This window comes from Brucella anthropi (assembly GCF_046630315.1).
In the GTDB taxonomy this organism is placed as follows: domain Bacteria; phylum Pseudomonadota; class Alphaproteobacteria; order Rhizobiales; family Rhizobiaceae; genus Brucella; species Brucella anthropi_A.
In genome coordinates, this window is sequence record NZ_LQBD01000018.1 from 1 (window position 1) to 21,004 (window position 21,004).

The following is a 21,004-nucleotide window of genomic DNA, read 5'->3' on the forward strand; positions in this document are numbered from 1 at the left end:
CGACTACATCGAGATGTTCTACAACCCCAAGCGCAAGCACGTCAGGAACGGGATGCTGTCACCCGTCGAGTTCGAACGGCAGCAGGAAATGTAACCCGAGGGCGTCCACGAAACTCGGGGCTATTCAAACTTCATTTCCTGTTCTTGGCCTGCTAAGGACTGCATGATCGTTTTCGGCGGTGCTATGAGGTTGAGTTTATGGAGGGTGGGGTCCAATGAACGCTGTCGAGATTGAAGAGGCTATAACTGCGCTCGCTGAGCAGCCGTTCGACGCGACAGAGTTTCCCTTCGCCTTTCTTGAAGCATTCGGCAACAAAGCAACAACCATCCGGAAGTTGCGAGCAGGAGCATCGAACAGCTCAGACGTTGGCGGAGTGCTGCAACGTAACCATATTCACATCGCCACTGCCAACGTCGGCAGTACGACGGAAATCCTGTCGTGCCTCGCGAATGGTTCCTTGTGCCACGTTTCATCGTGGACGACGCAGTAGAGCGGATCAAGGACGGCACGATCACAGATTACAGCTACGACCCGGCAGCGGCGCGGCTGGTGCGAATGGGGAATTTGGCATGACATTTTTCGCTATTCGGGGAAGCCGACAGCTAACGTCCGAGGAATTCTTGTCCCACCTAGCCCTTGCGATCCGGCTCGAAAATGTCGGCGTTTTGCTCGGTGCTGGTGCTTCTAAAGGCGTCGGCGGCATGGTGACGGCCGATGTCTGGGCGCTCGTAGAGAATGAATATCCCGATCAGGTTCAATTTCTTCGAGATAATAAGTTTCTCCCGGATGGTGAACAGGGCAATGTCGAGTTGTTGCTCGATAAGCTAGAAATCGCCTGTGTGGACGGCGAACGGATTGGCATTGATCTTGCTGGCCTCAAGGCAGCGCGGCACGCCTTGCGAAAGGCTGTTTTGCGAGCGGCCATTCTTGACGAAAAGTTATGGTCGGAACCGGATCAAGCGATTCTGCATCCCAAGCTGTCGAGCCACATAAGGCTTGTCTCTCGCCTTGCCGGGAATCGTCAGCCGGGACAGGCTGCGCCGTGGGCATTTACGACCAACTATGATCTTGCGCTGGAATGGTCGGCAGAGGCGCTTGGCCTTCATTGTGTCAACGGGTTCTCAGGAACGCATGATCGCGCCTTTCGTCCAAGCAGCTTTGACCTCGGCCTTCGTAACGTGCAGGCGCGCGGTGAAGCGCGTTTCGGCACATACAATCTCTATCTCGGGAAACTGCACGGCTCGATTTCCTGGGCGGCGAGCAAGTCGGGCAGCGTGTGTGAATTACCCAGCGCCACGATAAAGCCGTTAGTGGATCAGTTTATCGCGTCGGACAAACCTGACGATTGGCCGGGTTTTATGATTTTCCCGGGCGCGTCGAAATTCGTTCAGACAACTGCGTTTGTCTATGGCGAGATCATCCGCCGTTTCACCGAATTTCTTTCGCGTCCGAACGCCTGCCTCATCGTCAACGGCTATGGTTTCACGGACGACCATATTAATCGTCTTGTCATTTCGGCGCTACAGAACCCCACGCTGCAACTTATCATCTACCTTCCCGAGATTGATCGCTTGGGCGTCTATGACTCGCTCGCTGCTACGGGTGATCCTATCAAACCTAACGAGCAGCTTAAGCGCCTGCTTCTGGCTCAACTTCCACAGGTGACGGTGCGTGGTTTTGGGCCGGGTGGCTTTTTCGATGCGTTAGCGAACGATCTGCCCGAACCCGCCATGCTGGACGAAGTTTCGGAGCGTGCGCGTCAGCTTGAAGTGTTGCTCAAGCAGGCAACGAACATTCAGGTGTCGAAAAATCCCACAGCAGCGGCGGACGTCGAAGAAATGATGGCCGCTCCCGAAGCTGCGCCCGCGCCCGGTGATGGTTTCGAGGATTTGCTTGGATGAGTTCGCGCCGCCCAATTGGATATGTGGTCGAGATTGACGGGCCGCAGCTTTTAGTCAATCTTTTTGAGGATTCCCGTGGCCACGTCGCGGGCCACCGTGACGGCCTATCGACCGTGGAGCAGCCGGGCGACTTGGTCGGGATTGACGCCGGAGCCGAAACGATCATCTTTCGGATCATGACGGTTGCCTTCGCCGAACCGCGCGAAGTCCATGCGGCTGGACGCGGTCGACCGTCGACTATCCTGCAGGAGCCATTGCGACAGCTTCGCGGTCGGGTTGTCGGTTTTCTTGTCAAGCGTGACGGCAAACTGGCCTTTTCGCCGCAGGAATGGCGATTGCCCGTTCTTGGAGCGAGTGTATACCCGCTTTCCTGCATCGACCCGGGCAGCGCGTTCTTCCTGTGACTTCACGAGCGAATAGAACAGGCTGAGGCCAAGTCCGACATATTTGTCGGCTGGTAATCTGGAGCGGGCGTCACGAATTGTTTTTTCGAGCTGTTCCGCGCCCGTGTCGTAACAGCACAGAATAATGCCATCGCAAGCGCGGACAGCTTCTTCCATATCGACACCGCCCAGCCAGCCATCCTTCAAATCAATCAGTACAATTCTGCTGGCCGGATCTGCCGCCGCATGAATTTCACCGATCAGGCTGGTTACGGGTTCGGTTCGCCATCGCAGGAAAGCATGGAGCGACGGCCATCTGGCAAAGGCGGAAATTCCTGCTTGCGGAAAATCCGCGAACTGCTTTTGCGGCACCTCCCGTTCGCAAGCTTGCGCGATGAACTGTTTCACGACCGCCTGAGCATTATCGATATCGACACCGGCCGCCTTTGCCCGCGCCCTGCAATGATCGCAGAAACACAGGGACATGAAGAAATCATCTTCGTCAGTAAGGCCGACGCCATCCTTCTCGTGATGATGCTCATGCGCAAACCCCATGAAATTGACGCTTTCCAGCTCGACCATATCCGGCTGATAGCGCGACGTGATATCCGCAACCAGCGTCACGACATAATCACGCGCTGCCGGGCTCGAAGGACAGAGATTATAATAATTCGCATTGCCGAAAGCATTGCGGGTAACATGGCCGGGATGGAGTTCTCCAAGGCGGCTATTGTGCAGCCCTACCGTCCAGCACGATACCCGCAATCCGTGTTCTCTTCGACGCTCGATCAGCTGCTGGAGCATGTCGCCGCGCTCGATGCAATTCTTTGCAACAAGCGGTCGTATTTCTTTTCCGCTCCACAGGGTTTCGTCCGGTAGGTAGTAGATGGTTCCGTCTTGCGGAAAATAGGCCTTCTGCTGAGGACTGCGCGGTTGGAAGAACCGTCCGGCATGATAGGACGTCGCAAGGCTGATCGTATTACCGCCCGCCTTCTCGCGCAGCTCGTGGCAAACCATATCCAGCCCCAGATCCCGTATGTCCCATGGATAAGTCCACATCGATAGTTGCATCTTTACTCCCTCTCTCCCTGAAGCGCTTTGTCATAGGCACGAACGAAGCCAATCAGGCTGAGCTGCAAGCCACCAACGCGCTGAAATTCATCGGAAACCGTTTCTGCCCACGAATGCCAGAATGACTCAAAGCAACCAGAATATGAACAGACCTGGAATCGTCCTACTCTAATCCTGATAAGCCAGGCTGTCGCTGAAATTGCTGGTGAAGTTAAGCCCTGCTTCGCGCGCGACATTGGCGACGAGGCTAATGAGCCGCGTAGCCCCGCTTTCCAGATAAACGGCGCTGTAGCCTGTCGCCGGGAAAGCTGCATTGGCATTCAGAACCTGCAACTCGCCGGTCCGAAGTTCTTTCTGGATCACCACCGGCGGAATGACGGAAATACCAACACCTGCCGAAATCATGTTGATCGTGGTGGTAAGCGAGTTGGAATAGTGCACGGTGGCATCCTTCAGCCGCTCTTCAGTGAAATAATTGATGATCTGCTGGTAATTATAAGAGCCACTTTCATAGGAAATGAGATTGCAGCCGAGCAGGTCATCGCGTGACAGCATGTCTTCTGCCCCGCCCGGAAACTGATTGCTGCGGGATATCCAGAACATGCCGAAAGTACATATATCCACGATACGCAGATTGGGCGTCGGCTCCGGTCGGATAGCGAAGACGATATCAAGCTCGCGCTGTTCCAGTTTCTGGATGACCGCTTTGGACGACGAGGTTGTGATCGAGATGCGGATCTTCGGATATCGTTGCCGGACGATATCAAGAATGCCCGGCAGAATGGTCATGGCCAGGCTCGGCACGATGCCGATCTTCAAGGTGCCTTCGAGCCCGTTATGCGGGCTCAGGCTTTCAACCAGATCGTGATAGCGGCGCACGACATCGCGCGCGCCCTCGACAAAAGCTTCGCCTTCCGCCGTCAAATTGACATCGCGGGCATCCCGATCGAAGAGCCGGAAACCCAATTCCTGCTCCATTGCCCCGATCCGATTGGATATCGCCGCCGGCGTCATGTTGAGGCGAGCCGCCGTCGCCCGGAAATTACGCAGTTCCGACAACCAGATCACCGTTTCCAGAAAACGGATATTCATGGACGGGCGTGTTCCTTCCCATTGCGATCACCCGCGCGCCTGTGTTTCTTGAAGTCCCTTTATTGCGCCTCGGACAACCAGATTCGTCCTTTCCTTTTAAGACACTTGCGGGATGAAAATAAGCAAATAGTCATATTCCATCTCACAAATGATTGGGCCGGTCGAAACCGGCCCGCATCGCATCAGTTTCCCGCATGGGCGAGAATTTTCTTGGTGGCGCCAGACACGTCACCGAGCTTGAGGCCGGTCTTCACCGAAGCCTCACGCACCTTGCCCTTGTCCTGTATGTCGAGCGCGCGCGAGGCAACCTCGTTCACCTCATCACGCGGCAGGACCAGAACCCCGCTCTCATCGGCCAGAATAGCATCGCCGGGATTGACGACGACGCCGCCGCAGGAAACCGGAATGTTGATGCCGCCGCCAAGATCATAGAGACGCGTCGTAATTGGCGAGATACCCTTCGCCCACATCGGAAAATCGGAATCCTCGATTTCCGTCAGGTCCGTGCAGGGACCATCCACAATGCCTGCGACTGCACCGGAAGCCTTCGCTGCAATGGTCACACCGCCGCCCCAGCACGCATAACGGTCGTCGCCCATCCGGTCCACCACGAGAATGTCGCCGGGGCGGAGCATTCCGGTTACGTGGTGAAGCAGGGTGGAATCCGGGCCCGGTATGGAGATGGTAACGGCGGTGCCGACCACGCGGCGCTTCGGGAGGAGCGGCTGGATGGAACGGTGCATGAAGCCGAAGAACCGCCAATGTCCGACGGTGGCCGTCTCGACGCCCGCCAGAAGCTTGAGATCGCTTTCAGACACCTGATCCGGCATGGGATTGATCTTGTACATGGGCATCTCCTATGCGCAGGCCCGCAACTGCCTGCCGATGCGGCGATGGCTGACCATGGGGATAAGCGCGCGCACGCGCTCGATCTGCGCCCGCTCGATGCGCGCCGTCACAAAGCCCACCCCGTCGGATGCACGCGCCACGACATGGCCCCACGGATCGCAGACCAGCGAATGGCCGTAGGTATGGCGGCGCTCGCCGTTCGATACCGTGCTTCCTGTCTGGCCGCAGGCGGCAAAATAGGTCTGGGTTTCGATGGCGCGGGCACGCGCCAGCACCTCCCAATGATCCTTGCCCGTTTGCAGCGTAAAGGCGGCGGGCAGAACGATAATATCGGCTCCGGCTTTTTCCAGTTCCAGGAAAAGCTCGGCAAAGCGGATGTCGTAGCAGATGGCGCAGCCGATCTTGAACCCGTCGAGGTCATAGACCACGATATTCTCGCCCGGCTTGACGGTAGCGGATTCCTTATAGGCTGTTCCGTCCGGCCCGACGATATCGAACATATGGATCTTGCGATAATGCGCGATCTCCTTGCCTTCGCGGTTGAAGACGAAGGTGGAGTTGTAGATGCGCTTTTCGTTCGGAACCTTTTCCATCAGGGTTCCCGCATGAACGAAGACCTTGTGCTCGCGAGCGAAATCCTGCGCCATCTTGTAGGCGGGACCGTCGGGAACGCTCTCCGCCGCCGCAAGCTTTTCTTCCGGAGTACCGCCGTAATATTCGAAATATTCGGGCAGCACGATCAGGTCTGGTGAATCCGTGCGCACGGCATCTTCCATCAATCCCCGCGTCATGCGCAGGTTCTCCGCCTTGTCGGTCTGCGGACTTGTTTGGATCAGGCTAATTTTCATCGTTTCCTCCAGCGGATGAATGGGTATTCAGTTCAATCAGGCAACCAGCGCTTCGCTTTTCAGCATGTTCACGGTCGAAACCATGCCTTGGCGAAGCGTCATATTCTGGGTGGCGACGACCAGCATCGCGGCCCCCTCTTCCTGTGCGAAGCGCCGTTCGGCCTCCGTCCAGGCGGGCATGATCCACGGCTTTCCGGCAGCGCGCGCTGCCGCCGCACAGCGGCGGAGGTCCGCCTTGTCGTCATCATTGAAAGCATAGGCTCCGCGACCACGTGCAAGCGCCAGATCCGATGGGCCGGGAAACAGACCGTCAACCGTATCGAGCGCTATGATCTTCTCGACATCGGCAAGGCTTTCCGCCGTCTCGATCATGGCGAAGCATCTGGTGCGCCTGTTCTCTTTTTCGAAGGCATCGGTCGCCGGACGGGCATAGCCGAAAATACGGCCGCCCGTATAAGAGCGCGTGCCGACCAGCGGATATTTTGCGGCTTTTGTCACCTGACGCGCATGGTCCACGCCAAGAATATGCGGAACGATGACACCATCCGATCCGAAGTCCAGCGCCTGCTGGATGGCCTCCGGCGTCGGGGCCAGAACCTTGGTCAGGGTGGCGAGACCCTGCGCCTTGGTGAAAGCCAGAAACTGGTCCAGCGTCGACAGGTCGAAGGTGCCGTGTTCGAGTTCGAGAACGAAGGATGAGAAGCCGCAGGTCCGGGCAATTTCCAGATAGCTGAAATGCGGTTGCGACATCCAGAGGGCGATATTTTCCATGCTTGCAGTCACTTTCAGTTGGGAGGTTATTTACCGATTGTGCGCGACAATCCGAGCGTGCGTTCGATGACGAAAATGATGAGGAGCGTCGCCGCGATCAGCACGACCGAGATGGAAGCCGTCATCGGGTCGGTGCGGCTTTCGACATAGTTGAAGATTTCCACCGGCAGCGTCGTCATGCGCGGTCCGGTGATGAAAAGCGAGATCACCACCTCATCGAAGGACAGGAGGAAGGACAAAGCGGCACTTGCCACCAGACCCGGCATCATCAACGGCAGGGTGATGCGGCGAAACACGGTGAACGGCGACGCGCCCAACATCGTGGCGGCCTCCTCGACCGATGGCGGCAGGGTCGAGAACGCCGTTATCATGATGCGGATGACGTAAGGGGTCGTCACAATCAGATGGGCGATCACCAGACCGGTGAACGTGCCGAGCAGTTCCAGCCGCACGAACACCAGCAGAATGGCGAGGCCAAGCACGATGGACGGCAGAAGCAGCGGCGCGGTGAAGAGGTTCAGCACCGCTTCGCGTCCACGGAACTGATAACGGCGGATCGCATAGGCCGCCGGGATACCCGCCAGAAGCGACAGGACGGTGACGACCGATGCAATGCCGAGGCTGATCCAGAACGCCTGAATGAGCGTTTCATGATGCAGCATTTCCGCATACCAGCGCACACCCCAGCTCTGCGGCGGGAAAGTGAGATAGTTGTCGTTGCTGAACGACAGCGGCACGACCACCAGAATGGGGGCCAGCAGGAACAGATAGAGCAGGCCGACCAGAACCCGGAATGGCAATGAAGTTGAACCAATCATCTCATTTCTCCTTTGCCAATCAGTCGATACGACGTGCGATGCGGGAATAGACCATCAGGGCCAACCCGAAGATGATCAGGACAATGACAGAGGTTGCGGCGGCGCGCGGCCATTCAAGCTGGATCACGGCCTGATCATAGATTTCCGTCGCCAGCAAGAACACGCGCCCGCCGCCAAGCAATTTCGGCGTGATGAAGGAGCTGATCGCCAGCACGAAGCAAAGCAGGCAGCCAAGCGCGATACCCGGCAAGGTGAGCGGCAGGATGATCCGGCGAAACCGTGTGAAGGCATTGGCGCCAAGCGATGCAGCGGCTTCCTCCAACGAGGCGTTCAGGCGCCCAAAACCGGCAATCAGCGACAGCGCCATATAGGGGATCAGGATTTCCACCATGCCGATGAAAACGCCGAGCGTATTGTTGACGAGCCTGATGGGGGATGAAATGAGGCCGAGATTCATCAAGGCTCCATTGACGAGTCCCTGGTCCCCCAGAAGCACCATCCAGCCATAGGTGCGCACCACGCTGCTGACAAGCAGCGGCGAGACCGTCACCACGAAAAGGAAGTTGCGCCAGACCGACGAAACACGGTGCAGGAAAAGCGCGATCGGATAGGCGCAGATAAGCGTTGCCAGCGTGATGACCGCACTCAACCAGAGCGAATTGAACACCAGCCCCCAATTGAAACTGTCGGTGAAGAAATTGATGTAGTTTTCGAACGTATAGCGATCGGTCAGGACGCCGCCGCTTTCGCTTTGCAGGAAGGATATCTGCGCCAGATGCGCAACCGGAACAATGAAGGCGATGAGATTTATCAGCGCCATCGGCAGGAGAAGCACAATCGCGACAAGACTGTAACGTCTGCGCCGGGACGGTTTTGTCGGGATGATGTCGGTCGATGTGATCGCTGTCATGACATCAGCTCCCGAAAACCAGCATGTCTTCCGGCTTCCATTCGCACAGCAGCCGGTCACCGGTGCGGAAGGCGTGGCCAGCACTCGCGGTTGGCACTTCCACTTTCAGGCAAGCGCCCTCGATCTCGATGTCATATTGAACGATATCGCCGATATAGGTCGTGCGCTCGACCACGCCATGCGCGCTGTTGGTCATGACGCTGACCAGATTGCGATCGCGGTTGGGGGTCAGATTGATGCGATGCGGACGAATGGCGATCTGTCCTGCCCCACGCGACTTTCCATGCGTGTTGCAGCGATAGGTGGCGCTGCCCAGTCGGCAGACATTTTCGTCAACGATATCGCAATTGTGGACATTGGCGCGGCCCACGAATTTGGCCACGAACAGGGAGGACGGCTTTTCATAGATTTCTTCCGGCGAACCGAGCTGCGCCAGTTTGCCGCTATCCATCACGCCGACGACATCGCACATTGTAAGCGCTTCGACCTGGTCATGCGTAACGAAAACGGTGGTGATGTCGAGGCGCTTCTGAATCTCGCGGATTTCGATCCGCATGTCGTCGCGCAGCTTCGCATCCAGATTGGACAGGGGCTCATCGAGCAGCAGAATACGCGGACGGATGACCAGCGCGCGCGCCAGCGCCACGCGCTGCTGCTGGCCACCGGACATTTCTTTCGGCTTGCGCGAACCGTAGCCCGGAAGCCGCACCATTTCGAGCGCTTCTTCCACACGTTGCTTCGCTTCAGCCTTGCCGACCTTGCGCATATCGAGGCCGAAGGCGACGTTTTCGGCGACGGTCATGTGCGGGAACAAGGCGTAGTTCTGGAAAACCAGACCGATATCGCGCTGATGGGGTGGCCTGTGCGAAATATCGTTGCCGTCGATCAGGATATTGCCGTCAGAAATCGATGCGAGACCGGCAATCATGCGCAATGTCGTCGTCTTGCCGCAACCGGACGGACCGAGGAGGCCCAGCAGTTTTCCGCGCGGCAGATCGAGATGAAGATCGTCCACTGCCCGATAATTGTTACCGTAAAGCTTGGTCACGGCCTTCAGTTGGAGAAATGAGCTGTCTGCTACCATGTCGAAACCTGTGAAGGGTCGTTGCCGCCCGGCAAAACGGGGCGGAAGCGTGAATTTCAGGGTGAGGCAGGGTTTTAACGGCCGGCCGGAATGATCTGGCGGCGCCAGGGATTGAGCAGCTTGTCGCGCATATCGCCGATGGTCATCCAATTGACCGGGATCAGCTTTTCACGCTGGGCCGAGTCCATGAATGGAATACGCTTTTTTGTTTCATCGTTCACGTCCGCCTTCGTGTTCGATGGCGCATAGAACATGATCTCGGCGAACCGTGCCTGGGCTTCAGGGCTTATTGCGTAATCAATGAAGGTTTTCGTCGCATCCATGTTCTTGCCATTGGCGATGGCGCTGATGACATTGATCTGCGCCGCCGTGCCTTCCTTCGGCCCGACCGATTGAAGCTTTCCGCCGGTCTGGTCGAAATAGAACTGGGCGCGGGCATTATAGCCGATGGACAAGGTCGCTGTGCCGTTTGCAACCAGCGTATAGGCATCGGGCTTCGGTTCCCATGTCTGCACGGCGGGCGCCAGCTCCACCAGCTTGTCCACGCCCGGCTCCACGGTCTTCGTATAATCGTTTTCACCGGCAAGACGGTTCGCAATGATCGTCAGCAGGATGGCCTGAATGTCACCGCCGCCCTGCGCCGGGATGATGACCTCGCCGCTTTGCTGCTTGTCCCAGAGCGCCTCCCAGCTATCCGGTGGGCCATCCGCAAAGGCATCATGATTATAAAGAAGCGAAAGCGTGTCATATGTAATGGGAATTGCAGCCCCGGCCAGATCCTTGCCGAGATCGGCGACATCCGCATAATTTTTGAGCGACGCCGGATCGAGCTTTTCAACCAACCCCTCCTCATCGGCGATCTTGGCGACCGAAAGGTCGTAGATGACCGCATCCGTCTGGGGTGAGGATTTTTGGGCACGCATATTGCCAAGCGATGTCGCTGCATTCTGCACGCCATAGTAAGTCACCTTGATATCGGGATGTTCCTTCCGGAACGGTTCGATGACGGCCTTGACGTAATTGTCCTGGAATGCGCCGCGATAACCCATCACGGTGATTTCCGCAGCATTGGCCGCGAAAACAGTCATTGCCGAAACACCGAACGCTACAGTTGCGAGAAATACTGCTTTTCTGCTGATCGAACGTGCCATCAGTCACTCCCCTTTGTTTTGAGGATAAGGTGATGAATGATGGCGGAAGCGTCCAACGACTTATTCTGTCCGCCTGTTCGATTTTGCTTTATGCGATTGATTTTCCGGGCAAACAGTTTGCGATAGCCCATCCTGTGGAGTTCACATACATTCATCCAAGGGCTGGCATCGATCTTCGGATCGCATATTTGAAAACGCAAAGCATTATTCATGCACAGAAGACGATGCGCCTGAGAAAGCTGCGTGAGCACCGGAACTGGAGATAAGTTGCCATTTGCAGCCACAGAGGGCAACTTTCGGAACAGGCTCTTATCATCAAGAGCTTTAACAGCATGATTGTGTAAGTTCGGTCAGCTTCACTTACACGTCTGATGGACGTCGGCATGATCTCCATCGCCTTCACCGTAACCGGCGAAGGGGCGATGGAAAAGATTTCTATGAGGACGAAGTTGATAATGACGCGTAGAGAGCAAGAAAGGAGTAGCCATGCAGATCGACCGTTTGGATCATTTTGTTCTAACCGTTAAAGACATCGAGGCGACGTGCCGTTTTTACAGCGATATATGCGCCATGGAGGTCGTTACTTTCGGCGAAGGCCGTAAAGCCCTCTCCTTTGGTCGACAGAAGATCAATCTTCATCAGGCAGGCGCTGAACTTCAGCCCAATGCTGCCCGACCAACCTGCGGCAGCGCTGATTTCTGTCTCATCGCCGCAGTCCCCCTGGAGGACGTCATTGCGCGTCTGAACCAATATGGCATCACAATCGAGAATGGCCCAATCACACGGACGGGCGCTACCGGCCCAATCCGCTCGGTTTATTTCCGTGATCCGGACGAAAATCTTGTCGAGATTTCCGTTTATATAGCAGAATGATCGAAGGTGAATACCGGGATTATTCACGCCAAACTACGTTATTGAGGACATACCGTTCAGGTTCATAAATTTACCGTGTTACTGGTATTGGAGCATTATATGCTGCTCCCGCAGGTGGGAATAAAATAAAATCAATGAAACCTGCTTGGCTCTGCCCCAGCGGGACAGGGAAAATCATCGCAGCCTATGTCTATCCCGTAACCGGACGCCGGACGGAATGAAGCATGCAGGATATCAAAACCCGATTGACCAATGAGGAAACGCAGCTGGTTTTAGCTCTCTGAAACGTATTTCTTCACGAAGGCTGTATCGCAAAGTTTTGTGGTGCGCAGAATCGGATTGCAACCGTTCATGAGGAAGCTGATCTGTCTTTCATTTTTCGCTCGATGAGCGAGAGCGTCATTTTCTGGTGGCAATATAAAAGTTCCGTCGCCGCTTCGAGATCATTTTGACGATGCTTTTCAAGAAGCAGGCTATGCTCGTCATAGCTTCGCTTCAACTGCTCCTCATGCGCGTAAAGCGAAATGGCGACGAAAGGTTCGGCATATTCGAACAGCTGCTGGACGATCTCCGTCATACGCGAGGGATAGTCGATCCCGAGAAGCTTCATATGAAACGCATTGTTCAGCCTGGCCCAGACCATCAAATCCGTTTCGGCTCTCATTTTCTCATTGATGGCTTCGCAGTCCTCAAGGATTTCCGGCGTGATTCTTGCGAAATTGCGCTTTAACAATATGGGTTCCAGCGCCAAACGAGCCGTATAGATGTCTTCCGCATCCTGAAACGTCAGCCCGCGCGCAACACAGCCCGAACGCGCATCGAGGCGGACCAGTCCTTCTGCCGCAAGATCGCGCAGCGCTTCGCGAACCGGCGTCGAACTGACGCCCAGCATTTGCGCCAGATGATTCTGCTTCAGCCGATCGCCCGCGCGTATCTCGCCCGACAACATCCGCTTGCGCAGATAATCGGCGACGTATTGCGCAGTCGTGAGCGGCTTTTCCGGACGGCTGCGAAAACTTGGCTCGTTTACCATGGATGCGGAATCTCGATCGGGAGTTATGGGTTATAGAGCAGGAAATCAGCTCTTGTTTCTTCCAGATTTTTACCCGCTGCCAGTAGTGCCCACAGCAACAACCTCGCCTTGCGGGGGGATAACCAGCCTGCGAGCATAGCGCCTTTCGTTTGAAGATCAATCTCGGAACCGGGGAACCCATATGTCTTGGTCGCGGTCCTTCCACCATAGGTCCGGCTGGCTACAACGACCGGAATGCGGGAGGCATAGCGCTCAATAATATCGACTTCGTCCCCCGACACATGGCCTGCTCCAAAGCCGGCAACGACCATGCCATCATATTTGCCGCTCTCAAACATGCTTTGCAGCATATCCGCATCGCCATCCAGCAGCGATTCGTAGAAGCCGATCTTCACATCGGCGTTGAACTGCGTGCGGTCGATTTTTGGAAGCCGCGAGAGGGTGTTGATGTAAACCGGCGTCTCCTCACACACATATCCCAACGGGCCGCTGTCCGACGATACGAATGTCTGGACACTCAGCGCGTGGGATTTCATTATCCAACGTGCGGCGTGGATTGTATCGTTCATTGCAACCAGGGCACCGCGTTCCCGGCTGAGCCTGCTCGCCGCGGTCAACACGGACGCAACCAGATTGGCCGGACCGTCAGCACCCGGCGCGCGCGGCGAACGCATGGCACCGGTCAGCACGAGCGGTTGCGGATGCTCCCACAGCAAATCCAGAAGGAACGCCATTTCCTCAAGCGTATCGGTTCCCTGCGTCAGCACTATGCCGTCCGCTCCCGATTTCACCTCGTTTTCAGCCCAGGCGATCGCGTTAAGGCCATGCTGGAACTTCAACGACGGGCTGGGAAGCTGGAAAAGAGATTGGGCCTTGATCTGCGCATAATTCCTGATCTGCGGGACGGCGGCAATGAGTGCGTCCGCGGTCAAGGTCGGCACAACGCCGCCTCCGCTTTCCCCCTCGACCATCGCAATCGTGCCCCCGAGGGTGCCGACAGAAATTAAAGGCATTTCCAACTCCCTAAAATTATGCATAATGCATTATACATACTCTAACTTCGTATAGGAATCAACACGGGGAGGTCTTTGTGAATCCGCTTTTGAAGCCCGAGGGGCCGACATCCTATCGGTACGTTATCTTTGCAATCGTCACCATTCTGGCACTGGTGAATTATATCGACCGCGGCGCAATCTCTTATGCGTCGGAGCAGATCATCGGGGAATACGGCTTCAGCCGGGCTGACTGGGGCAGCATGCTCGGCTATTTCGGCTATGGTTATATGTTTGGCGCAATCCTCGGCGGCACGCTGTCCGACAGGCTGGGTGCGCGCAAGTTGTGGATCATCGCAGGCACGGCATGGTCGATTGTTGCTGTCTCGATGATCTGGGCGGGAGAGCTGGGCATTCTGATGTTCGGTGGCTCGGCGCTGGCGGGCTTTGCCGTCGTCCGCATTCTTTTCGGTTTCAGTGAAGGCCCGGCCTATTCCATCATCAACAAGACCATGGGTAACTGGGCACCCCGTTCGGAACGCGGCTTTGCCGTTGCGCTTGGCCTTTTGAGTACGCCGCTTGGCGCCATGTTGACTGCGCCGGTCGCTGTCGGTCTCCTTCTGGTGACTGGTTCCTGGCGCAGCATGTATATTGTTCTGGGCGCTCTCGGTCTGATCTTGATCGTGATCTTTTCCAGGATTTATACCAATCGTCCAGAGGACCATCCCAAGGTATCTGACGAGGAAGTCCGGTTGATCCGCGAAGGGAGCGAAGCGCAAAGCGGCACCGCAAAATCACACGGATTTGACCTGAAGGGCTTCGTCTCCAACAAGACGCTCGTTCTCAACTCCATCGGCTATTTCGCGTTTCAGTATGTGAACTTCATGATCCTGACCTGGACACCGAAATATCTTTCGGACGAGTTTGGCCTCACGCTTTCCTCGCTTTGGTACATGGGCATGGTCCCCTGGGTAGGCGCGTGTGTCACCATTCTTCTGGGCGGAAAAATCAGCGACTGGCTCTTCCTCAAGACAGGCAAGCTTCGACTGGCACGCGGTGGACTGGCTGCGGTTTCGCTTGCCGTTACGACGGCCGTTCTTCTGATGATTCCACATGCGGGCTCGGCATGGGGAGTGATTGGTCTCATGACCCTGGCGAATGCCTGCAACTCCCTGCCGAATTCAGTTTACTGGGCGGTGATTATCGATAGTTCGCCGGCTGATAAAATGGGCACCTATAGCGGCATCACCCACTTCATCGCCAATATCGCGACGATCCTGTCGCCGACACTGGCGGGTATTCTCGCAATGTCATATGGCTACAACGCCATGTTCATTGCCACGGCTGTCGCCACTGCCGTCGGCATGGTCGCGATGCTGTCCGTCAAACCGGGCCAGCGGGCCTGATGGCTTCGCTTCACGCTTTTGATGGATATCATCCATATAAGCCATAAGCACGAACAAGCCCCACCGGGTTTGCCGGTGGGGCTTGTTTCGATCTGCCTAGAGCATTTTCGAGTCAAAAGTGCGAAGCGCCTACGCGGGGAAATCAGTCCACTGGACTGATTTCCGATCCCGCTTCGATGCGTCGGATAATGCGTGAAAACAAATAGATAGAGCGGTTCCGACGATTCCATTTAAACCGGAACCGCTCTGGTGGCAGTGGTCACCGCCGGTCCAAATTCACAAGAAACCGGATCATCCTGGCAGTGCGCAGCCGGCGAAAGTCGGCAGTTGGGACTTCGATATTATTCACTCCGTCGCGGCAACAAGGCGTTTGCAAGCACTGACCAGATCCGGTTCCGACAATAAAGCGCCGCCGACAAGATACATGACATCATTGCCATAGGCATCGCGCATTTGCGGGATGCGGGCGAAGGTCATGCCGCCGCCGGGTGCCGCGACGATGGCTTTCGGCCCGCCTATATCCGCAGCACAGGCTTTCGCGATCGACTGGCATTCTTCTCGGGTAAAGCCGAAGCGACCACCGAAATTCGGATAGACGACGGCGTCGGCTCCCATCAAGCGGTGCAGCGTGCCGAAAAAGGCGCGGTGCGAGAAGCCACAATCGGGTGAGACGACATTGGCACCTGAAAAGGCCGGGTGTGAGATGATAGGCAAGGAAAAGTCCGGATCTGCAGCAAGTGTACGCACGACATCATAGCCGGTGAGTGCCGGAGCGATCATGACCCCTCCCGCACCGTATTCCTGGGCCTGTTTTGCTCGCTCCATGATCGCGGTTGCAGGCCCTGTGACGTTGGGAACGAAACTTGTGCGACCGCCGGTCTTTACATTCGCTTCGCCTACGGCTTCGACACAGGCCTTCAGCCGTTCCTCGAAGGGTGCTGCCTTCTGGTCGACGAGGCCGTGATCATCCTTCACAAAATGCATGCCGCCCAGTGCAAAATCATGTGCAAGACGAGCGAGAGCCGCAGTCGACAGTCCAACCGGCTTGATAGCCGACATCAGCAATGGCTTTTGACCGATACTGGCCCGAGCCCGCAATCCATCGATGCCATGGCGCGGTCCCTTGCACAGATCAAGCAGGCCCGGTGACAAGCCAATGTCTTCCACCTTGATACCGGGTTTGATGGAACTGTTGCCAAAGACGATGTTGAGGAATTGCAGGAAATCCCCACCGACATCATCCTCGGAATAGGATATCGCGGCAAGGAACCCCGGCCTGCCTTCGGGGGCCGCGTACAGGCTTTCCAGCCGACCGAGTATTTCGTCTTCGACATAGCCTTTCGGTACGACGTTGCGCGGGATTTCCACGGTCTGTTCCAGCGCGATGTCCAGCGCGCGCGCCTGGGCATCGGTTTCGTCGGCAGCGCGCACGAAATAGGTGACAATAAAGCGTGCCGCCATCAGAGCGCCTCGGCCTTCTGTGCGGAATGCACATGATCGAAGCGAACCGCCGACAGCTCCTCCTCACCGATGGCAAGGTTCTCGCCCACAAGTTCTTCAATTGCCGAAACCAGCGCGCCTGCATCAAGCCCGTATTTCTTCATGAGATATGGCTTGGAAGCGCCGTGCGCGAAAGTATCCTTGAGACCAAGGCGCTTGAGACGAATGCCCAGTCCTTCTTCCGCCAGAATTTCCGCGACCAGGGATCCAAGACCGCCGATGATGGTGTGGTTTTCCAGCGTGACGATGCCTTTCTTGCCACGCGCTGCTTTCAGGAGGCCATCCCTGTCGAACGGTTTCAGTGTCGAGGCATGAAGATGATAGATGCCAACGCCACGCGCGGCGAGTGGACCGGTGGCCCGCAGGGCTTCTTCGGTACAGACCCCGGAAGAGACGACGAGAATGTCTTCACCTTCCGAAAGCGTGCGCAGCTTGTTGAATTCAAAGGGTGTCGAAAACAGACGGGGCACTTCGCCGCGCAGAATGCGCACATAGACCGGGCCGTCGATGCTGTCGGCAACTTCCAGCACGGTCTCGACTTCCGTCGCATCGCCCGTTTCGAGGATTGTCATGTTCGGCGCGGCGCGCAGTACCGCAATATCCTCGATCGCCTGATGCGTAATGCCGCCCGGTGTGGTGATGCCAGGAAGGAACCCCATCAGCCGCACCTTGCGATTGGAATAGGCAATCGAGTTGATGAGCTGGTCATAGGGGCGGCGATAGAGGAAAACCGAAAAGGTATGGATAAACGGTCGGTAGCCCTGCATGGCAAGACCGCCCGCAAAGGACAGCATGTTCTGTTCGGCCATGCCGAGAGAGATAAACTGCTCTGGATGCCGGTCGCGAAAACCGTCAACCTCGCAGGACGAAGTGAGATCAGCCGAAAGGCAGAGAACTTCCGGGCGCGCTGTTGCAAAGGCTTCGAAAGCCTTGGCATAAGGGCGGTTGACGATTTCCACCATGGTCAGGCCCCTTTCATCGCGGTGAGATCAATGCCGAGTTCGGCGGCAAGTGCCGTTTGCATTTCCAGCCTCTCTTCCGCGCTCTTGAATCGGACATAATGCAAGCGCGGGAAACGCTTCTTCAGGAAATCCATGCCTTGGTAAGGCGAGGTATTGGCGAGGATGATGAGCGGTTTACCATCTTCTGCACTCTCAGCAGCCGCACGCAGCGCACCGAGATCATGGCCATCCACCGAACGGCAGGTGACGCCAAAGGACGCGACACGCGACGCAAGATCGCCAAGGTCAAGGACGGAGGCCATGGCACCGTCGCATTGCTGTCGGTTCACGTCGACGATCACGCGGATATTGTCGATCTTGTGGTAGCTCATAGCCGCGAGACATTCCCAGGTCTGGCCTTCCTGGAATTCACCGTCAGACATATAGACCCAAACCTTGCCGGGCTCCTTTTTCCGCAGTCGCGCCCAGGCAACGCCTGACGCCATGGATAGCCCCTGCGCCAGCGAGCCCGTGGTCACTTCCATGCCGGGGCTATGCTCGGCGCCGATCATCTCGACCGAGCCGCCGTCCTTGTTGAAATGATCGAGCGCATGTTCGTCCATCCGTTGCATTTCGATCAGCGCGGAATAGATGACGAGTGCGTAATGAGCGGGCGAAATGAAGAAGCGATCGAAATTCGGGCCGATGGGACCATGATATCCAGCGCCGGTGAAGGCATCCGGATTATGGGCCGAAGGCACGCCACGGAAAGGCAAGGGCACTTTCGGCAGGGTCGGTTCGCCGAGCGTCAACAACTCATTATAGAGCAGCGCAAGGCTCTCGGCGGCGGAGCAGGCCTGACTGAGATAGCCGCCATTGTTCTTCATCGTATGGAAAAAGACCCGCCGACGGATGCCAAGTGCAATATCCTCAGTGGATTTTTGGTTTGTCAGAACCATCGTCTCAGCCCCTTTCCGGGAAGAGCGCTTTCAGACCTTCAGGCGAAGGCGTTGCGATACCGCGCTCCGTAATAAGACCTGTAATAAGGCGCGCGGGCGTGACATCGAAAGCGGGGTTGGCGGCAGGGCTGCCTTCTGGCGAGATGCGGACGCTTGCAATGGAGCCGTCGGCGGCGCGGCCCTGGACGAAGCTCACTTCGTCGGCGGTCCGCTCCTCGATGGGGATTTCCATGACGCCGTCATGCACTGTCCAGTCGATGGTCGGCGAGGGAAGCGCCACATAGAAGGGCACATCGTTGTCCCGTGCTGCAAGTGCCTTGAGGTAGGTGCCGATCTTGTTACAAACATCGCCGTTTGCCGTGGTGCGATCAGTGCCGACGATCACCATGTCGATATCGCCATGCTGCATCAGATGTCCGCCGGCATTGTCGACGATCAGCGTGTGCGGCACGCCATGGCCGTTCATTTCCCACGCCGTCAGATAGGCGCCCTGGTTGCGCGGTCGCGTTTCGTCAACATAGACGTGGACCGGGATTCCTTCCTCGACGGCCATATAGATCGGGGCGGTCGCGGTGCCATAATCGACGGTAGCAAGCCAGCCGGCGTTGCAATGGGTAAGGATGCGCACAGGCTCGCCCGGCTTCTTCTTTGCAGCGATCTTGCGAATGACATCGAGACCGTTCGTGCCAATTGCGCGATTGAGCTCTACATCTTCTTCGGCGATCTCGGCGGCGCGCTTGTAAGCGGCATCCGCACGTTCGGTTTCCGGCAGGGGGCGCAGATATTCGCGCATTGCATCCAGCGCCCAGCGCAGGTTGATGGCGGTCGGGCGCGTCTCGTTCAGCTCTTCCCATACGGCATCGAGATACGCATCGGACGCATCCTTCGCCATGGCGATAGCGACCCCATAGGCCGCCGTAACACCGATCAGCGGCGCACCGCGCACCCACATGTCGCGGATTGCAGCAGCAATATCGGCGACTGTTTTCAGCGTCACGACACGGAATTCATGCGGTAACCAGCGCTGGTCGATGATGTCGACGGAGCGTCCGTCTTCGTTCAGCCAGATCGTATGGTAATGGCGTTCTCCGACTTTCACGCGAGAATCTCCTTTTCAAGTCGCTCCACTATCTCGCGGATATCCCGGAGGCTATGGATGCGCTGCCGGTTGACGGCGAGGTGACGCCCGAACTTCAGCGCCTTGCTCTCGCAAGAGGCACGGCGGTCGGGGTCAGTGATGGTTTCAAAATCGGCATTATGGGCAAGGCCCAGAATGCGACGGTGGGTTTCGATGCCGGCAAAGCCCAGCATTTCGTGCCAGATCTCATTGATGACGATGTTGAGCGCCTGTTCGGCGGCAAGCGGGTCCTGGCGATCTTCGAAGAGACTGGCCTGATAGAGGATGCCCTTGCGCTCCGTACGCCAAAGACGGGCGAACTCCGCCCGGAACGTCTCCCAAATGGCGTCAATCGTATCGAGCAGATAGGCACGCATGCTGTCGCGTGCGCCCGGAGCCGTCTCGTGACCGGCCTGCGAGAAATAGCTCATCCAGAAATTGGCGATCAGCATGCCGACGTCGAAGCTGATTGGACCGTAAAAGGCAAATTCTGGATCGATGACACGCGTCTCGTCGTCAGTCACCATCACCGAGCCCGTGTGCAGATCGCCATGGCAGAGTGTCTCGGACTTGGCGGAGAAAAGATGCTTCAACCGCTGTGCTTCCACCTTCAGCTCACGGTCTGCGCGCAGTTCCGCCACGATTGGATCGAGCTGCGGCGTGGTGTGGCGATTGAGCTTTGCCTCGAAATAGGGATCGGAAAAGACAAGATTTTCCGTAATGTCGCAAAGCTCGACATTATCGGAGAACAGGGCGACATCCGCCTTTTTTTCTCGTGTCGCCATGGAAAGATCGGACCCGCGAAAAAGGGTGCGGGCGACGAAGAGGCCGAGGTCACGACCGATCTTTGGAAGTTCGCGGCCGTCAATCAGCGCACGGCGCAGAATGATATGCGGCGTCAAATACTCCATGACGATGATGGCTTGCGCTTCGTCAAAGAACAGGACTTCCGGCACCATGCCCGGATCGCGCGCGCTCTGGCGCTTGAGTGCGTGATATTCGAAGAATGAGCGCTTGAGCGGAAGCGGCCAGCTTTCACCGACGAGGCGCACATAAGGCAGCGCCTGCTTGACGATGACGGCGCCGGTCTCGCCCGTCACGATGAAGACGAGATTGAGATTGCCGTCGCCGACTTCCCTGATCGCCCAGCGTGACGAATCACTTCCGATCTTTTCTTTCACAGCGGCATTGCCGCCAAGCCGAACCGGCAATGTCTCAGTGCTCAGCGCCTCGAAGACGTGGCTGTCCATAATGTTCTCCTCCTGTGCATGGGCCGCCTCCACCATGCGCCGCCATGCCGTCTT

At 56.9% G+C, this 21,004-nt stretch carries 20 protein-coding genes and 3 pseudogenes; 7 read left to right on the forward strand and 16 right to left on the reverse strand.

Features of this window, described 5'->3' with window-relative positions:
• The 4 genes and pseudogenes from AVM02_RS11295 to AVM02_RS11310 form a co-directional block, all read left to right on the forward strand.
• On the forward strand, positions 1-94 hold a 94-nt coding region (locus AVM02_RS11295; RefSeq protein WP_297564976.1), incomplete at its 5' end, for an IS3 family transposase.
• 121 nt (positions 95-215) lie between these two features.
• Positions 216-446 (forward strand): annotated as a pseudogene (locus AVM02_RS11300) (type IIL restriction-modification enzyme MmeI); the annotation flags it as partial.
• Positions 428-574, forward strand: a pseudogene (locus AVM02_RS11305) (GIY-YIG nuclease family protein); the annotation flags it as partial. The pseudogenes AVM02_RS11300 and AVM02_RS11305, both read left to right, overlap by 19 nt.
• Positions 571-1,902, forward strand: coding sequence for an SIR2 family anti-phage-associated protein (locus AVM02_RS11310; protein ID WP_411507065.1), 1,332 nt, complete (start codon positions 571-573; stop codon positions 1,900-1,902). The pseudogene AVM02_RS11305 and the gene AVM02_RS11310, both read left to right, overlap by 4 nt.
• Positions 1,903-2,264: 362 nt before the next feature.
• Here the strand turns inward: AVM02_RS11310 and AVM02_RS11315 are convergent.
• The 9 genes and pseudogenes from AVM02_RS11315 to AVM02_RS11355 all read right to left on the reverse strand — a co-directional run.
• Positions 2,265-3,356 (reverse strand): annotated as a pseudogene (locus AVM02_RS11315) (hypothetical protein); the annotation flags it as partial.
• 168 nt (positions 3,357-3,524) lie between these two features.
• Positions 3,525-4,448, reverse strand: coding sequence for a LysR family transcriptional regulator (locus AVM02_RS11320; protein WP_411507066.1), 924 nt, complete (start codon positions 4,446-4,448; stop codon positions 3,525-3,527).
• A gap of 182 nt (positions 4,449-4,630) precedes the next feature.
• Positions 4,631-5,296, reverse strand: coding sequence for an RraA family protein (locus AVM02_RS11325; RefSeq protein ID WP_411507067.1), 666 nt, complete (start codon positions 5,294-5,296; stop codon positions 4,631-4,633).
• Between the two features lie 9 nt (positions 5,297-5,305).
• A complete protein-coding gene (locus AVM02_RS11330) occupies positions 5,306-6,145 on the reverse strand; it encodes a carbon-nitrogen hydrolase family protein (protein WP_411507068.1) in 840 nt (279 codons plus the stop codon).
• Between the two features lie 36 nt (positions 6,146-6,181).
• On the reverse strand, positions 6,182-6,916 hold the full coding sequence (locus tag AVM02_RS11335) for an HpcH/HpaI aldolase family protein (protein ID WP_411507069.1): 735 nt from the start codon (positions 6,914-6,916) through the stop codon (positions 6,182-6,184).
• Positions 6,917-6,942: 26 nt separating this feature from the next.
• Complete coding sequence (locus tag AVM02_RS11340) at positions 6,943-7,734, reverse strand: ABC transporter permease (RefSeq protein ID WP_411507070.1); 792 nt, start codon at positions 7,732-7,734, stop codon at positions 6,943-6,945.
• A 19-nt stretch (positions 7,735-7,753) separates the two neighbouring features.
• On the reverse strand, positions 7,754-8,644 hold the full coding sequence (locus AVM02_RS11345) for an ABC transporter permease (RefSeq protein WP_411507071.1): 891 nt from the start codon (positions 8,642-8,644) through the stop codon (positions 7,754-7,756).
• Positions 8,645-8,648: 4 nt separating this feature from the next.
• On the reverse strand, positions 8,649-9,728 hold the full coding sequence (locus AVM02_RS11350) for an ABC transporter ATP-binding protein (protein WP_411507072.1): 1,080 nt from the start codon (positions 9,726-9,728) through the stop codon (positions 8,649-8,651).
• A 74-nt stretch (positions 9,729-9,802) separates the two neighbouring features.
• Positions 9,803-10,879 carry an extracellular solute-binding protein gene (locus AVM02_RS11355; protein WP_411507073.1) on the reverse strand — a complete coding sequence of 359 codons (1,077 nt, stop codon included), beginning with the start codon at positions 10,877-10,879 and terminating at the stop codon, positions 9,803-9,805.
• A gap of 32 nt (positions 10,880-10,911) precedes the next feature.
• Here AVM02_RS11355 and AVM02_RS11360 point away from each other — a divergent pair, with 32 nt between their 5' ends.
• Together AVM02_RS11360 and AVM02_RS11365 are read left to right on the forward strand one after the other, a co-directional pair.
• Positions 10,912-11,145, forward strand: a complete 234-nt coding sequence (locus AVM02_RS11360; RefSeq protein ID WP_411507074.1) for a hypothetical protein — start codon at positions 10,912-10,914, stop codon at positions 11,143-11,145.
• 220 nt (positions 11,146-11,365) lie between these two features.
• The gene (locus AVM02_RS11365; RefSeq protein WP_411507075.1) at positions 11,366-11,752 is read left to right on the forward strand and encodes a VOC family protein; all 387 of its coding nucleotides are present in this window, start codon (positions 11,366-11,368) and stop codon (positions 11,750-11,752) included.
• A gap of 349 nt (positions 11,753-12,101) precedes the next feature.
• Here the strand turns inward: AVM02_RS11365 and AVM02_RS11370 are convergent, their stop codons facing one another.
• Together AVM02_RS11370 and AVM02_RS11375 are read right to left on the reverse strand one after the other, a co-directional pair.
• On the reverse strand, positions 12,102-12,785 hold the full coding sequence (locus tag AVM02_RS11370) for a GntR family transcriptional regulator (protein WP_411507076.1): 684 nt from the start codon (positions 12,783-12,785) through the stop codon (positions 12,102-12,104).
• A 23-nt stretch (positions 12,786-12,808) separates the two neighbouring features.
• Entirely contained in the window at positions 12,809-13,798 is a 990-nt protein-coding gene (locus tag AVM02_RS11375; protein WP_411507077.1) for an asparaginase, read from the reverse strand.
• Positions 13,799-13,875: 77 nt separating this feature from the next.
• On the opposite strand from AVM02_RS11375, the gene AVM02_RS11380 reads away from it, so the two are divergent.
• The gene (locus AVM02_RS11380; RefSeq protein ID WP_411507078.1) at positions 13,876-15,183 is read left to right on the forward strand and encodes an MFS transporter; all 1,308 of its coding nucleotides are present in this window, start codon (positions 13,876-13,878) and stop codon (positions 15,181-15,183) included.
• A 345-nt stretch (positions 15,184-15,528) separates the two neighbouring features.
• Here the strand turns inward: AVM02_RS11380 and AVM02_RS11385 are convergent, their stop codons facing one another.
• Genes AVM02_RS11385 through mtnK form a run of 5 tightly spaced genes read right to left on the reverse strand, consistent with a single transcriptional unit; the run spans position 15,529 to position 20,950 of the window.
• Positions 15,529-16,644, reverse strand: coding sequence for a RuBisCO large subunit C-terminal-like domain-containing protein (locus AVM02_RS11385; RefSeq protein WP_411507079.1), 1,116 nt, complete (start codon positions 16,642-16,644; stop codon positions 15,529-15,531).
• On the reverse strand, positions 16,644-17,645 hold the full coding sequence (locus AVM02_RS11390; protein WP_411507080.1) for a transketolase family protein: 1,002 nt from the start codon (positions 17,643-17,645) through the stop codon (positions 16,644-16,646). Before AVM02_RS11390 ends, AVM02_RS11385 begins: the two co-directional genes overlap by 1 nt.
• 2 nt (positions 17,646-17,647) lie before the next feature.
• Positions 17,648-18,583 (reverse strand): transketolase, encoded by a 936-nt coding sequence (locus AVM02_RS11395; protein WP_411507081.1) that lies wholly within the window; start codon positions 18,581-18,583, stop codon positions 17,648-17,650.
• Positions 18,584-18,587: 4 nt separating this feature from the next.
• Positions 18,588-19,682, reverse strand: coding sequence for an S-methyl-5-thioribose-1-phosphate isomerase (gene mtnA / locus AVM02_RS11400; protein ID WP_411507082.1), 1,095 nt, complete (start codon positions 19,680-19,682; stop codon positions 18,588-18,590).
• Positions 19,679-20,950, reverse strand: coding sequence for an S-methyl-5-thioribose kinase (gene mtnK, locus AVM02_RS11405; RefSeq protein ID WP_411507083.1), 1,272 nt, complete (start codon positions 20,948-20,950; stop codon positions 19,679-19,681). Before mtnK ends, mtnA begins: the two co-directional genes overlap by 4 nt.
• Between the last annotated feature and the right edge of the window lie 54 nt (positions 20,951-21,004).

What these genes read in the sequence shown, in the direction of transcription:
- AVM02_RS11310 (WP_411507065.1), top strand. Translation starts at nt 571, where the DNA reads ATGACATTTTTCGCTATTCGGGGAAGCCGACAGCTAACGTCCGAGGAA.
- AVM02_RS11345 (WP_411507071.1), bottom strand. Translation starts at nt 8,644, where the DNA reads ATGACAGCGATCACATCGACCGACATCATCCCGACAAAACCGTCCCGG.
- AVM02_RS11385 (WP_411507079.1), bottom strand. Translation starts at nt 16,644, where the DNA reads ATGGCGGCACGCTTTATTGTCACCTATTTCGTGCGCGCTGCCGACGAA.
- AVM02_RS11365 (WP_411507075.1), top strand. Translation starts at nt 11,366, where the DNA reads ATGCAGATCGACCGTTTGGATCATTTTGTTCTAACCGTTAAAGACATC.
- AVM02_RS11350 (WP_411507072.1), bottom strand. Translation starts at nt 9,728, where the DNA reads ATGGTAGCAGACAGCTCATTTCTCCAACTGAAGGCCGTGACCAAGCTT.
- AVM02_RS11355 (WP_411507073.1), bottom strand. Translation starts at nt 10,879, where the DNA reads ATGGCACGTTCGATCAGCAGAAAAGCAGTATTTCTCGCAACTGTAGCG.
- AVM02_RS11340 (WP_411507070.1), bottom strand. Translation starts at nt 7,734, where the DNA reads ATGATTGGTTCAACTTCATTGCCATTCCGGGTTCTGGTCGGCCTGCTC.
- AVM02_RS11325 (WP_411507067.1), bottom strand. Translation starts at nt 5,296, where the DNA reads ATGTACAAGATCAATCCCATGCCGGATCAGGTGTCTGAAAGCGATCTC.
- AVM02_RS11375 (WP_411507077.1), bottom strand. Translation starts at nt 13,798, where the DNA reads ATGCCTTTAATTTCTGTCGGCACCCTCGGGGGCACGATTGCGATGGTC.
- AVM02_RS11335 (WP_411507069.1), bottom strand. Translation starts at nt 6,916, where the DNA reads ATGGAAAATATCGCCCTCTGGATGTCGCAACCGCATTTCAGCTATCTG.
- AVM02_RS11320 (WP_411507066.1), bottom strand. Translation starts at nt 4,448, where the DNA reads ATGAATATCCGTTTTCTGGAAACGGTGATCTGGTTGTCGGAACTGCGT.
- mtnK (WP_411507083.1), bottom strand. Translation starts at nt 20,950, where the DNA reads ATGGACAGCCACGTCTTCGAGGCGCTGAGCACTGAGACATTGCCGGTT.
- AVM02_RS11395 (WP_411507081.1), bottom strand. Translation starts at nt 18,583, where the DNA reads ATGGTTCTGACAAACCAAAAATCCACTGAGGATATTGCACTTGGCATC.
- AVM02_RS11360 (WP_411507074.1), top strand. Translation starts at nt 10,912, where the DNA reads ATGAATGATGGCGGAAGCGTCCAACGACTTATTCTGTCCGCCTGTTCG.
- AVM02_RS11330 (WP_411507068.1), bottom strand. Translation starts at nt 6,145, where the DNA reads ATGAAAATTAGCCTGATCCAAACAAGTCCGCAGACCGACAAGGCGGAG.
- AVM02_RS11370 (WP_411507076.1), bottom strand. Translation starts at nt 12,785, where the DNA reads ATGGTAAACGAGCCAAGTTTTCGCAGCCGTCCGGAAAAGCCGCTCACG.
- AVM02_RS11390 (WP_411507080.1), bottom strand. Translation starts at nt 17,645, where the DNA reads ATGGTGGAAATCGTCAACCGCCCTTATGCCAAGGCTTTCGAAGCCTTT.